The sequence below is a fragment of the Lysinibacillus sp. KU-BSD001 genome, assembly GCF_042920265.1.
GTDB lineage: Bacteria > Bacillota > Bacilli > Bacillales_A > Planococcaceae > Lysinibacillus_B.
The window spans coordinates 1-13,090 of the sequence record NZ_JBDQZI010000018.1; the positions used below are offsets into that span (position 1 = coordinate 1).

11 protein-coding genes and 1 other annotated feature are annotated in these 13,090 nt (G+C 38.7%); of the genes, 2 read left to right on the forward strand and 9 right to left on the reverse strand.

Going from position 1 to position 13,090, the window contains the following annotated elements:
- Window positions 1–567 precede the first annotated feature (567 nt).
- The 4 genes from pepF to spxA all read right to left on the reverse strand — a co-directional run bounded on the left by pepF (window position 568) and on the right by spxA (window position 5,599).
- Window positions 568–2,376, reverse strand: a complete 1,809-nt coding sequence (gene pepF / locus AAGS61_RS18750) for an oligoendopeptidase F (protein ID WP_391375529.1) — start codon at window positions 2,374–2,376, stop codon at window positions 568–570.
- 59 nt (window positions 2,377–2,435) lie between these two features.
- On the reverse strand, window positions 2,436–3,548 hold the full coding sequence (locus AAGS61_RS18755; RefSeq protein WP_391375532.1) for a competence protein CoiA: 1,113 nt from the start codon (window positions 3,546–3,548) through the stop codon (window positions 2,436–2,438).
- Between the two features lie 133 nt (window positions 3,549–3,681).
- Window positions 3,682–4,335, reverse strand: coding sequence for an adaptor protein MecA (mecA, locus tag AAGS61_RS18760; protein WP_391375535.1), 654 nt, complete (start codon window positions 4,333–4,335; stop codon window positions 3,682–3,684).
- Window positions 4,336–5,200: 865 nt separating this feature from the next.
- Window positions 5,201–5,599 carry a transcriptional regulator SpxA gene (gene spxA, locus AAGS61_RS18765; RefSeq protein ID WP_391375538.1) on the reverse strand — a complete coding sequence of 133 codons (399 nt, stop codon included), beginning with the start codon at window positions 5,597–5,599 and terminating at the stop codon, window positions 5,201–5,203.
- Window positions 5,600–6,025: 426 nt separating this feature from the next.
- Window positions 6,026–6,240: a binding site (T-box leader), on the forward strand.
- Between the two features lie 61 nt (window positions 6,241–6,301).
- Between spxA and trpS the strand changes: the two genes are divergently transcribed.
- Window positions 6,302–7,291: a tryptophan--tRNA ligase gene (trpS, locus tag AAGS61_RS18770; protein ID WP_391375541.1), complete on the forward strand. Its 990-nt coding sequence runs from the start codon at window positions 6,302–6,304 to the stop codon at window positions 7,289–7,291.
- Window positions 7,292–7,296: 5 nt separating this feature from the next.
- Here the strand turns inward: trpS and AAGS61_RS18775 are convergent, their stop codons facing one another.
- The 3 genes from AAGS61_RS18775 to AAGS61_RS18785 all read right to left on the reverse strand — a co-directional run bounded on the left by AAGS61_RS18775 (window position 7,297) and on the right by AAGS61_RS18785 (window position 9,797).
- Window positions 7,297–7,509 carry a hypothetical protein gene (locus tag AAGS61_RS18775; protein WP_391375544.1) on the reverse strand — a complete coding sequence of 71 codons (213 nt, stop codon included), beginning with the start codon at window positions 7,507–7,509 and terminating at the stop codon, window positions 7,297–7,299.
- 99 nt (window positions 7,510–7,608) lie between these two features.
- Window positions 7,609–8,847, reverse strand: a complete 1,239-nt coding sequence (gene fabF, locus AAGS61_RS18780) for a beta-ketoacyl-ACP synthase II (protein WP_391375546.1) — start codon at window positions 8,845–8,847, stop codon at window positions 7,609–7,611.
- A gap of 14 nt (window positions 8,848–8,861) precedes the next feature.
- Complete coding sequence (locus AAGS61_RS18785) at window positions 8,862–9,797, reverse strand: beta-ketoacyl-ACP synthase III (protein WP_391375549.1); 936 nt, start codon at window positions 9,795–9,797, stop codon at window positions 8,862–8,864.
- A gap of 398 nt (window positions 9,798–10,195) precedes the next feature.
- Here AAGS61_RS18785 and AAGS61_RS18790 point away from each other — a divergent pair, with 398 nt between their 5' ends.
- Complete coding sequence (locus AAGS61_RS18790) at window positions 10,196–10,384, forward strand: YjzD family protein (RefSeq protein ID WP_391375552.1); 189 nt, start codon at window positions 10,196–10,198, stop codon at window positions 10,382–10,384.
- 166 nt (window positions 10,385–10,550) lie between these two features.
- On the opposite strand, the gene AAGS61_RS18795 is transcribed toward AAGS61_RS18790, so the two are convergent.
- Together AAGS61_RS18795 and AAGS61_RS18800 are read right to left on the reverse strand one after the other, a co-directional pair.
- Window positions 10,551–10,760, reverse strand: coding sequence for a hypothetical protein (locus AAGS61_RS18795; protein ID WP_391375555.1), 210 nt, complete (start codon window positions 10,758–10,760; stop codon window positions 10,551–10,553).
- Between the two features lie 47 nt (window positions 10,761–10,807).
- Window positions 10,808–12,931: an ATP-dependent Clp protease ATP-binding subunit gene (locus tag AAGS61_RS18800; protein ID WP_391375557.1), complete on the reverse strand. Its 2,124-nt coding sequence runs from the start codon at window positions 12,929–12,931 to the stop codon at window positions 10,808–10,810.
- Window positions 12,932–13,090: the final 159 nt, after the last annotated feature.

Below are 13,090 nucleotides of genomic sequence, written 5' to 3' on the forward strand. Positions count from 1 at the left end.
TTAGAATACTCGAAGAGTACTTTTACTTAAAATAAGACTATAAAATACCCCTAAAAATATTAAAAATACAAAAGGCCTTCAGAATGAGACCATTCTGAAGGCCTTTTGTCGACAATCTGAATCCAGCTAGCTATGCTAGCTGGATTTTTTATGGTGCGAGCGTAGTGCCAGCTTGGTACCTGGTACGTACCACCGTAGTACCTGGTACCATAATAAAAGAGGTGCCCTATCCTCGACAGATAGGACACCTCTTTTCACAAAGGGGATGGGAGAAATGTTCACGTTCAAACAAAGGGGTGTATGTTTGTTATGTGATTTATTTCACGTCTATTACTTTATCACACAATAATAATATCCGCAATAACTGCGCAATAGTTTCACAAATTCGTCAAATAGAAAGCGTTTGCATATTCAAGTAATACCAACACTTTTCAATAATCTACTCTGAAGTATCACAATAGTTTGTGAATGAACAAACTATTATTCAAGAAAAATATCACTATACTTAGAAAAATATTCTACAAAGCAGCAAAAAACCACCAGAACGAGTTCTAGTGGTCCTTCACTTTATTTATTTAAAAGTAACTTTTCAAGCTCAGTTAATTTTTCTTCAAATACTTTACAAGCTTCGGCAATTGGTGCCGGACTTTCCATATCTACCCCTGCCGCTTTTAACACGTCAATTGGGAAGTCTGAGCAACCTGCTTTTAAGAAGTTGTTAATGTAGCGCTCAACAGCAGGCTTTCCTTCTTCAAGAATGTTCTTGCTAAGTGCTGTTGCGGCACTTTGCCCTGTTGCATATTGATACACATAATAATTGTAATAGAAGTGAGGAATACGCGCCCATTCTAAGCCGATTTCCTCATCGACTGTCATCGCTTCACCAAAATATTTCACATTTAAATCGTAATACACTTCCGTTAGCTTATCAGCTGTTAAAGCTTCACCCTTTGCATCCATTTCATGAATTAGATGCTCAAATTCAGCAAACATCGTTTGACGGAATACGGTACCGCGGAAGCTATCTAACCAATGATTTAATAAGTAAATCTTTTGCTGTGGATCATCGATTGTTTTTAATAAATAATCGAATAATAATTCTTCATTACATGTAGAAGCCACTTCTGCTACAAAAATAGAATAGCTTGCATATGGATACGGCTGATTTTTACGTGTATAGTAGCTGTGCATACTATGACCGAATTCATGTGCTAATGTAAATAAATTATTTACGTTGTTTTGCCAGTTCATTAATACGTAAGGGTTTGTACCATATGTGCCAGAAGAATAGGCCCCACTACGCTTCCCTTTGTTTTCCATCACATCAACCCAGCGACTATCCAGTCCTTGTTGTACAATCGTTTGATATTCTTCACCTAGTGGTGCAAAACTTTCAACCATTAGTTTCTTTGCTTTTTCGTACGGCATGTCCATTTTTACTTCTTTTACAAGCGGCGTAAATAAGTCATACATATGTAACTCATCTACCCCTAACACTTCTTTACGGAGTGCTACGTAACGATGTAGTAATGGTAAATACTCATGGATTGTGGCAATCAATTGGTCGTACACTTTTTCAGGAATAAAGTTATTACTCATCGCTGCATGACGAGCTGAATCATATTTACGAATACGCGCTCTTACATTATGCGCTTTCACATTCCCTGCAAGCGTCGACGCAAATGTATTACGAAACTTCCCATATGTTTCGTATACAGCTTTAAATGCATCTTCACGTACTTGGCGATTTGTACTTTCTAAAAATGAAATATACGAACCATGCGTAATACGTACTTCTTCTCCATCTTCATTTTTAATTTTTGGGAATTCTAAATCAGCATTGTTCAGTTTGCTAAATGTATCGCCAGAAGCTCCTGTCACTTCTGACATTTGCGCTAGTAATTGCTCCTCTGTCGCCGATAAAATATGTGGTCGACCTAAGTTAAGCTCTTTTAACGATTGTGCATATAGCTGCAGCGGTTTATAGCTTTCTACATATCGATTGATGGTTTCTTCATCCAATGATAAAATCTCAGGTGTTAAAAATGACCATGCCGCACTTAATTTTGCCCCTAATGAGCTAACGCGGCTATCCATTGCTTGATATTGGCTATTTGTCGTATCTTGGTCATGCTTTAGATGGCTGTATACATATAGCTTACTAAAGCGTTCATACATTTGATCGCCAAACTGCAATGCCTTATATAAGCTTTCCGCATCTGCTGTCGCTTTTCCTTGATACTTTTTTGCCTGCTCTTCCAGCGCTTCAATTTCTTTGAACTGTGCTTCCCATTCTGCATCTGACGCAAAAATAGGCGTTAAATCCCATGTTAACTCTTCTGGTACTTGCTCGCGCAATAAAACGTCTTTTGCCATCTCATTTTCCCTCCACATATTCCGATTTTCGAAATTCTCACCTTATTTTCTCAATATTTTCAGCATATTGCAATTAATTGGCTATACAGTACACGCATTAATTGTTCCGTTGTACACGTTGCGCTAATATCGTTAATCGACAAAGCACGTAATATTTTCACATAATCATCTACAGCTAAAAAAGACTGCTGAGTGGTTGGTAATTTAGCCCATGATAAAAAATAATGCTTTGTACTGTCGTTTACGCTCCCTATCGTTAAATTATTACAGCTCATAAAGTAAAAGAATAACATTTGCCATTCAGCTGAAAATAAAGAAATCCCTCTAGCGTGCCGAACGGGTACGCCAATAAAAGGTGGTAGTCCAACGCGCTGCAACCTGCATTCGTATACCGCACGTAAAAATAAATCATTTACACCGGCCTGACTGTAAAAAAGTCGACCATGTAAAAATTGCTTTCGGTACCTAGTATACTCTTCAAATAACGATAAAAACCCTTTTTCAGTTAGCAATTTTGGCTCATAAAACGGAAATACTTGTGAGGTTAGTGGCAATGTTAATACTTGAGATAAAAATAAATTTCCTTGTAAGTAAAGAAGGTCACTGAAGTAAAAAAACTGTTGGGACTGTGGATCATAGGTGATGACATAGTTATCAGTTATAAATTGTTGATAAAACAAATTGAATGACGCTTTGAGTATACGACCTACTTGTAACATTGGAAAAGCAGGTGTTTTTAATAACCATATGGGCACAATAGCATTCTTTTTATACCCCTCTGTGCGTTGGTGAAGTAAATGTTCTGGGATACGGCTACACTGAAATTCCAGTGCATATCGCTTTTTTCTTGTAATGAGTAAATCAGGTCTTTGTTGTAAATGCGGCAAATAACTTTCTAATTGAACATCATATCCGAGTTGCTGAAAATGCATAAATAATTGCTGTTTACCGAGCAAATGCAGCTCGGATTCCCCTTCGGCAAACAGTGATTCACAGGTACGATTTGCGGTGTGTGCAAAATGCGGAATTTTAATTGCACCCGCTTTTAAAATAAGACGTTCTTTACAATGTGGACAGTATAACGGTTTTTGACGCAATTGTTGTAAGGCTGCTTCCGTTAAGCTTTTCGTCAATATCAAGTAGTCTCCTTGATTGTCTATGGCGACAAGCATAACTTAAACCTCCTTTCCCACATTGTAAGAAATAAAAACACGATATTCAATCAAAATATACAAAAACAACCAAAATAAAAATTTGGGTAGAATATAAAAAAATCCGCGCCTTTTATCAGCACGGATTATAAATTTATGCGAAATATTCAATTACTGTTTCAAAGCAGTTTTGCTCCATAATCACATCGCCATACTCTTCTAAACGATAACTTGTTAATCGTGATGGTCTCAAGTATTCTTTAATAAGCGCTAACATATTTTTGCGTTCACGTTGTTCAGGTAAGTTCGTGAAATCAACATGTAAATAATAGCGCCCTTCAAATTGGTAAAGTGAAGATGTTAATCCAAACGACACGATACGCTTTGCTAGTGGTACAAGTTCATCTATATCTTTAAACGTAAATCTTGCATTCGTAATCGTCATATCTTCATCTGAATCATTTTCAAATGATTCAAAAATGACATTTTCCATTTCACGCAATTGTTCAGCTACTTCACGGTTTTCCTCAAAGTCATCCATAAGGGCATTCGCCTCTTGATCAGAATGTAAATTCGCCCGTGTTACAATTACTTCAAGCCCTTGCTCAGATGCATTAATATGAATCCAAATTGGCCCATCTAAGTCAAAGTAGTCATCTGTATTTACTTCACCAATTACATCCCAAAATAACTCCTCGCCTTTTGAGCGATTATACCAAATTTCCTCGCGACTATAGCCACGGTCTTCAATATCACTATACGTAATAAATAACTTTAGTGTATTTTCATTAATGCGTTCAATGTCCATAAGACTTCAACTCCCTTCACAGTCATTCCGTTGAAATACATGTAAACCGCTGTTACTTACTATTTGGTTAAATCACCAAAAATCATACATGCTTCTTCCAACATATGAACACTCCAAACGTTCTATAAAGTATCGAGAAGCGGCTCGAACTCTATAACTCTATTGTATGATGTTGGCACATAAAATGAAAAGGAAAAAACACTATCCAAACCAAATAATTTGAATATTGAAATTGTATTGTACTGTATCTATGAAATCAAGGCTAATTTTATGATTTTAATAAAAACTCACAATGAGCAAATTCTGAAACAAATATTACCATTTAAGTAACCGTTGCTTTCCGCTTCGGCACTCGCTTTCCACGGGCGAGATCAAGCCTCCTCGTCGCTCATCCTTCGCTCCTGCGGGGTCTTGATTGTCTCGCTTTTCCCGTAGGAGTCTCGTGCCTCCGCTACAAGCAACTAGTGTTCAATACAATAATTGGTTGCTAAAAATAAAGAAAGATGCTCATTCATTACGGTAGAGGCTAGGCAATTATACTTGCAAATAAAGAAAATGATTTCTTTTAGAGAAGATAAATGTTTGTCTAGCATATCGAGAAGTATTTACTTTTGCCGTAGCGCGCCATCGCCACAGGAGCCAAGATTTTCTTTGCGACGAAAGCGTAGCGTCAGGAGCAGGAACAGGAGATCCAAACAGGCCCCGCCTGTTTTAGCTCCTGTGTAGGCTGTGGCAAAGCGCGGAGGCTATGATATATCTTTCACTATTTAAAAGGTATTTTTAGGATGCAATTTTGCCCATTACGAGTAAAAAGAAAAAAGATGCTACACATTATGAAATTGTTGCAACATCTTCACTATTTTATTTAGTTCACCATGCGCTGCGCTTCTTGTAATTGATACGCACGTACTTTACGTGGTAAAAAGCGACGGATTTCATCTTCATTGTACCCTACTTGCAAACGCTTTTCATCTAAAATAATCGGACGGCGTAATAGTCCTGGGTGCTCTTGGATCAACTCATATAAATGTTGTAAAGTTAATGTTTCTACATCTACATTTAACTTTTGAAAAACCTTTGAACGAGTTGAAATAATTTCTTCTGTCCCATCTTCTGTCATGCGTAAAATTTTCTTAATTTCACTAATCGTTAACGGCTCGGAAAAAATGTTACGCTCTGTATAAGGAATATCATGCTCTTCAAGCCACGCTTTTGCTTTTCGGCATGAGGTACAACTAGGAGATGTAAATAATGTCACTAACATTCGTCCACTTCCCTCCATCTTAAATTCAATCTATAACAACTTCTTACTTTAGAATTAGTTTAATGTAAAACCTTGTCTACATTATACAACAATATTTATCATTTGGATATAGCTTCCCATCAAAAAGCGACACTTTTATCAACCCATTAATTCTCGAAATTACTCATTTATGCTATAATTAATTATCTTTTTTCCTACACCTTCTAGTTCAAAAGCATTTATTTTGAAAAAACAACAAACACTCCATTCTCAACGGTTAAATATTAACTGAGAATTCATCTATTCATTTCATTTCATTTGACGAATAAATAGTAAAAATGGTTGCGCTTTTCTCGTATAGTATGTCCTTTCTTTTCTTGGTATATGCTAAAAAAATTTGATTTTTTGCAGTACAATATAATATAATTTCAAGAATGAATTAGAAAATAAAAAACGATGACGAAGAGTAGTACATTTGATGTTACGCTAAAGAGAGTCTGCGGTCGGTGTGAGCAGATGCGGATGCAAATGGAATGGACTTCCGAGTTAGCTTGGTGAACTTTAAGTATCCTGGCTCGTCTCCTTCACGTTACGAAGCAGAGTGGCTCAAAACTAGAGCAAGCTGGGTGGTACCGCGGATTCAAACATCATTCGTCCCTGAGAATTTCTCAATGGGCGCATGATGTTTTTTTAGTTTTCAAAGATTTAAAGGAGGATTTTTTTATGACAACTATTTTCTCTGGTGTACAGCCAACAGGAACTATTACATTAGGCAATTACATTGGTGCAATTAAGCAATTTCCCGCTTTACAAGACGAGGGCCAAGCCATTTATTGCATCGTAGACCAACACGCCATTACGGTACCACAAGATCGTTTAGAGCTACGTAAAAATATTCGTAGTTTAGCCGCGATGTATATTGCCGTTGGGATTGATCCGAAAAAATCAATTTTATTTATTCAATCTGAAGTACCAGCACATGCGCAAGCTGGTTGGATTTTACAGTGCGTGGCATCAATCGGTGAATTAGAACGTATGACACAATTTAAAGATAAGTCACATGGCAAAGAATCTGTATCAGCAGCTCTTTTAACATATCCACCGTTAATGGCGGCAGATATTCTTTTATACAATACAAATATTGTACCGGTTGGAGATGACCAAAAGCAGCATATCGAGCTTACACGCGATCTTGCTGAACGTTTTAACAAGCGCTACAACGATGTTTTAACGATCCCAGACATCCAATTACCAAAAGAAGGCGCACGCATTAAGTCCTTACAAGAACCAACAAAAAAAATGAGCAAGTCTGACACAAATACAAAAGCAACAATCCGTCTTCTTGACACACCAAAAGAAATCGAGAAGAAAATTAAGTCTGCGGTTACAGACTCTGACGGCATTGTCAAATACGATATTGAAAACAAACCAGGTGTATCGAATTTGTTAACAATTGAATCTGCTTTATCAGGTGTATCGATTGCGGATTTAGAAAAGAAATACGAAGGTAAAGGGTACGGTGATTTTAAAGCGGGTGTTGCTGCTGCTGTCATTGAGCACTTAACACCGATTCAAGAGCGTTATTACGCACTCATCGACTCACCTGAGCTAGATGCTATTTTAGATGAAGGTGCCGCTAAAGCAAATGCCATCGCCCATAAAACACTAAAAAAGATGGAAAATGCAATGGGGCTTGGCCGTAAACGAAAATAATTCCTTTAGGAAGAACGCGATATACCGAGATCGTAAATGACTGCAAACATCACAATAAGCGAACCAAGTGCAATATATAACTCCACTGTTTGCAGTAAAAATTTTATCACGGCATGCCATGAATAACCGAGCGTCCGGTAATTTAAATACAAAATACATTGTGTAATAGACGCTACACACAAACCGTAACTTAATAAAAAAAGGACAAAGCGAAACAACTAAACATCCTTTCTATCAAAAAAGTCATCTCTTTCTTAGAGGTGGCTTTTTCTTCAATGAAAAAACCAGTGATGTAAAGATACACCACTGGTACTAATTTATTCATATTTTTTGAATAAAAGACTTGCGTTATGTCCACCAAATCCTAATGAATTGCTCATCGCATACTCGATGTTTACTTGACGCGCCTCATTCGGTACGTAATCTAAGTCACACTCTGGATCTTGCTCTTGTAGATTAATTGTCGGTGGTAAAATGCCTTCTTTTAACGCTAATACTGTAAAGATGGCTTCGATACCACCAGCGGCTCCAAGTAAATGTCCTGTCATTGACTTTGTTGAGCTCATCGCTAATTTATAAGCATGCTCACCAAACACCGATTTTACCGCTAATGTTTCAAATAAATCATTGTACGGTGTACTTGTACCGTGTGCATTAATATAATCCACTTGCTCTGGATTTATCCCAGCAGTCGATAAGGCCATATGCATTGCACGCGCCGCACCTTCACCTTCTGGTGCTGGTGCTGTAATATGGTGTGCATCTCCTGTCGCACCGTAACCAAGTACTTCCGCATAAATTTTTGCTCCACGTGCTTTTGCATGCTCTAATTCTTCTAAAACAAGCATACCCGAACCTTCACCGATCACAAAGCCGTCACGGTTTTTATCGAATGGACGTGATGCTGTTGCTGGGTCTGCATTCGTTGTTAACGCCGTATTCGCTGTAAAGCCGGCAATGGCCATATTCACGATTGGCGCCTCTGCTCCACCTGTAAACATAACATCTGCATCACCGCGCTCAATTACTTTAAACGCATCCCCAATCGAGTTTGTCCCTGATGCACAAGCTGTTACCGAACATGAGTTAGGTCCTTTTGCCCCAAGATAAATCGATACTTGCCCTGAAGCCATATCTGGAATCATCATCGGAATGAAGAACGGGCTGACACGTCTTGCTCCACGTTCTTGGAATGTTAAAAACTGCTGTTCATACGTTTCCATTCCGCCAATACCAGATCCAATCCATACACCAACACGTGCAGCATTCGATTCGTTAATTTCTAATGCTGAATCTTTATGTGCCATGAGTGATGCTGCAATGGCATACTGTGTAAAGCGATCCATTTTTCGCGCTTCTTTACGTTCTACAAACTGCTCAATATCAAAATCGTTTACTTGCGCAGCCACTTTAGCTGAGAATTTTTCTGCATCAACGCGTGTTAGTGGACCAACACCTGATTTTCCTGCTTTTGCTGCAGCCCATGTATCTTCAACTGTATTGCCAAGTGGCGTGACAGCTCCAATTCCTGTTACTACTACTCTACGCTTTGTCATACATAATCCCCCTCTTATTTACCCCATCGAATTGTGACAGCGCCCCATGTTAAGCCACCGCCAAAACCGACAAGGACAACTATATCATCATCTTTTATTTTACCTTGTTCAAGCTCTTCTACTAATGATAACCCGATCGAAGCTGCTGATGTGTTCCCGTACTTATGCACCGTTTTTGACATTTTCTCTTCAGGTAAATTCAGTCGTTCACGAGCTGCTTCCATAATACGAATATTCGCTTGGTGTGGTATTAAGAAATCGCAATCTTCTTTCTGTAAACCAGCCTTTTCCAATACTTGAACAGCCGATTCGCCCATTTGGCGTACTGCAAATTTAAACACTTCACGCCCATTCATGCCAATATGATTTTCTTCATTTATATATAAATGCTTGCCACCTGAACCGTCTGCACCTAATTCAGATGCCAGAATACCGCGTCCTTCCGATACTTTTGATAGAACAGCAGCACACGCTCCATCCCCAAATAAAATAGCAGTATTACGGTCATTCCAGTCCGTTACTTTCGATAGCTTTTCAACACCTACTACTAATATATATTCATAACTGTTATTTTCAAGGAATTGCTGTGCTGTTACAAGCCCATAAATAAACCCTGAACATGCCGCTGCAATATCCATCGCTGCGCATTGTATTCCGAAATGCTCTGTTAATTGACATGCCACACTTGGAAAGGCTTGATCTGGCGAGACCGTTGCCACTACAATTAAGCCAATTTGTTCCGGCTTAATCCCTGCATTTTCAATCGCTTTTTGTGTTGCCTTAATCGCCATATGTGAAGTATTTTCATCATCTGCTGCAATATGTCTTTGTTCAATCCCCGTTCTAGAACGAATCCATTCATCTGTCGTGTCTAACACACTTTCCAGATCATGATTTGTCAGTACCTTTTCAGGGACATATTTCCCCAATCCAATAATACCTACACCCATAAAATATCCCCCTTTTACACTAACGTTTAGTAGTTGGTCATAATTATAGCTCATAAAAAAACATTATACAACGGAAAATTTTTCACAATGTTCAAGAAAAGTGTATTCGCGCCCGCTTAGCTGCGACAAGCGCTGGAAGCAATCACCTAGCGTGCTTGCCACGCGTAGTGATTGGTGAAGCGACCTCGAGCAGCGTGCTCCTGCCGCTTACGCTTTCGTCGCAAAATAAATTTTGGCGCGAATGCCTAGACAAGCTTTAAACTAGAAAAAATTTATACTTTCTTATCGTTCAAGAAATGTTTTTAAAAGTTTGTTTTTCTTTTTTCACAACCTGTGTTATGATAGTTGAGGTATAAAACTAAATAAATATATAGAATAATGTTTATGAGGTGAATTTGATGCAATATATTATGACGTTTGTATGGTCATTCCTACTAATTTCTATGTTAAACTACGTAGTAAGTTCAGTATTAAACGTACCATTCGATTTCATGACTGGTGTAATCGTTTCTGTAGCATTTGCAGTAATCGTGTTTATTGTTGCAGCTATTCTTCCAGGTAGCCCAGAACACGCTGAACATCATTAATTAGGAAGCGCTCCGTGTAGGGGCGTTTTTTTATGTTCAAGATACAGTACTTAGTTTGTTGACCGCATATACATCCATTTTGCCATTGTTAACTGAATCCCATTTATATTTTACACTTATTATTTATTTTTACATAATAAAAACAGGTGAATCGCCACCTGTTTCCTTATAGTTGTCGTTCCGCATCAGCCGTTGTTGTTGTAGGAATGATGTCTTTTTCAGCTTTCAAGCGATCATTCAATTCCTCTATAGGAATAGCATCTACCGTCTTCATATCTTCATGCATATCAAACAAACTAGGCTTCTCTGTATTCACCATATCAGGATTATCGAATTTGTCACGCTTTGGCAAATTTCTCATTTCTTTTTTATCCATAAAAAAACCTCCTTTGTCTATAACATACCCAAAGGAGGCGAAAACCATTAAAACTTCACGACAATTTCATCATTTTCTACTATTAAATAGAGTGTATCCCCTGGTGTCACTTCTCCGCGCAATAACTCTTTGGCGACCGCTGTTTCTAAATGACGTTGCACAAAACGTTTTAATGGACGTGCACCAAACTGCGGGTCGGCACCATGCGCTACTACAAACGCAATAACTGCCTCCTCGACGACAAGCTTAATCTCTTGCTCAGCTACACGTTTCTCTAGCTGTGATACATACTTACGAACAATCGCACCAAAATGCTCATTTGACAGTGCATGGAATGTAATAATATCATCGACTCGGTTTAAAAGTTCCGGCTTAAAATGCTGGCGAAGCGCCATCATAATTAAATCTTCCGCACCTTCTTCCGTTGCATTTAACAAATGCTGTGACCCAATATTTGATGTCATAATGACCACCGTATTAGAGAAATTCACATTGCAACCTTGCGAATCTGTAATGCGGCCATCATCTAAAATTTGCAGTAAAATATTCGCTACATCAGGATGCGCTTTTTCAATTTCATCCAGTAGCACAACCGAATACGGATTACGTCGAACGGCCTCCGTTAATTGCCCACCTTCTTCATAGCCAATATAACCAGGAGGTGCCCCAACAAGACGCGATACACTATGCTTCTCCATATACTCACTCATATCAATACGGATGAAATGATCCTCTGAGTCAAATAGTTGGGCAGCAAGCGCTTTTGCTAATTCTGTTTTCCCGACACCTGTTGGTCCTAAAAATAAGAAGGAGCCAATCGGTTTTGTAGGGTCTTTAATGCCTGAACGTGCACGCCATACTGCTTCAGTTACTAATGTCACGGCATTATCTTGACCGACAACTCGCTCATGTAACGTTTCTTTTAAGCGAAGTAGCTTCTCACGCTCTCCCTCTACTAGTTTTGTGACCGGAATTCCTGTCCAACGTGAAACAATGGATGCGATTTCTTCGGCTGTTACTTCTTCGCGTAAAATCCGTTTATCGGCTGTTGTCACAAGCTCTGTCTCAAGCGTGGCAATTTCCTTTTCTAGTGAAGGAATTTTGCTGTATTGTAATTCTGCTGCTTTATTATAATCACCGCGTGTTTGGGCATCTTCCGAATCACGGCGATATTTATCGAGTTGCTCACGCTTTTTCTGAATCGTTTGCAGACCGTTTTTCTCAAGCTCCCACTGCTGACGCATATGTTCAGTAGAAGTACGCAATTTCACAATTTCCTCTTGCAAAGTGGCTAAGCGCTTTTTACTCGCTTCATCCTTTTCTTTGCGAAGGGCTTGCTCTTCAATTTCTAACTGCATTAAGCGGCGTGTCACCATGTCTAACTCTTGCGGCATAGAATCAATTTCTGTCCGAATCATCGCACAAGCCTCATCGATTAAGTCAATCGCTTTATCTGGTAAGAAACGTTCTGTAATATAACGATTAGATAGTTCAGCTGCTGCAATAATCGCACGGTCATGAATGCGGACGCCATGGTGCAGCTCAAAACGCTCTTTTAGCCCACGTAAAATCGACACCGTATCTTCTATAGAAGGCTCTCGCACCATCACTTGTTGGAATCGACGCTCAAGCGCTGGATCTTTCTCAATATACATACGATACTCATCCAGTGTTGTTGCACCGATACAGTGTAATTCACCACGTGCAAGCATCGGCTTTAACATATTCCCCGCATCCATTGCACCGTCTGTTTTCCCTGCGCCTACAATCGTGTGAATTTCATCGATAAATAAAATAATACGCCCTTCCGATTCTTTTACTTGCTTCAGCACACCTTTTAAACGTTCCTCAAACTGACCTCGGTAACTGGCACCAGCAATTAAAGCGCTCATATCCAGCTCATATAATAAGCAATCTTTTAATCCTTCTGGTACATCTTTTCTCACGATACGTTGCGCTAACCCTTCTACAATGGCTGTTTTCCCAACACCTGGTTCACCGATTAACACAGGGTTATTTTTCGTTTTCCGTGTCAAAATACGAATAACATTGCGGATTTCTTCATCACGACCAATCACAGGATCCATCTTCCCGTTCTTTACTTCCTCAATTAAATTACGTCCAAACTGCTCTAGCGGTGGACGATTATCTTGTGTTTGTGTAAATTGCATGTTCATCCCTCCAAAAAAGTTTGACCATTTTTGACTAATTTGATTATAAAACGATTTTCTATAAAAAGCAAAATAATCCTTCACAAAAAATTTACTCTTATTCCCAATTAACATATGTTATCATTTTATATATAGTGAAATCTAAGTGAAATTTGGTTG

Coding starts and splice junctions, on each gene's coding strand:
- pepF (WP_391375529.1), bottom strand. CDS start 2,376: ATGGCAAAAGACGTTTTATTGCGCGAGCAAGTACCAGAAGAGTTAACA.
- AAGS61_RS18755 (WP_391375532.1), bottom strand. CDS start 3,548: ATGCTTGTCGCCATAGACAATCAAGGAGACTACTTGATATTGACGAAA.
- mecA (WP_391375535.1), bottom strand. CDS start 4,335: ATGGACATTGAACGCATTAATGAAAATACACTAAAGTTATTTATTACG.
- spxA (WP_391375538.1), bottom strand. CDS start 5,599: ATGTTAGTGACATTATTTACATCTCCTAGTTGTACCTCATGCCGAAAA.
- trpS (WP_391375541.1), top strand. CDS start 6,302: ATGACAACTATTTTCTCTGGTGTACAGCCAACAGGAACTATTACATTA.
- fabF (WP_391375546.1), bottom strand. CDS start 8,847: ATGACAAAGCGTAGAGTAGTAGTAACAGGAATTGGAGCTGTCACGCCA.
- AAGS61_RS18785 (WP_391375549.1), bottom strand. CDS start 9,797: ATGGGTGTAGGTATTATTGGATTGGGGAAATATGTCCCTGAAAAGGTA.
- AAGS61_RS18790 (WP_391375552.1), top strand. CDS start 10,196: ATGCAATATATTATGACGTTTGTATGGTCATTCCTACTAATTTCTATG.
- AAGS61_RS18795 (WP_391375555.1), bottom strand. CDS start 10,760: ATGGATAAAAAAGAAATGAGAAATTTGCCAAAGCGTGACAAATTCGAT.
- AAGS61_RS18800 (WP_391375557.1), bottom strand. CDS start 12,931: ATGCAATTTACACAAACACAAGATAATCGTCCACCGCTAGAGCAGTTT.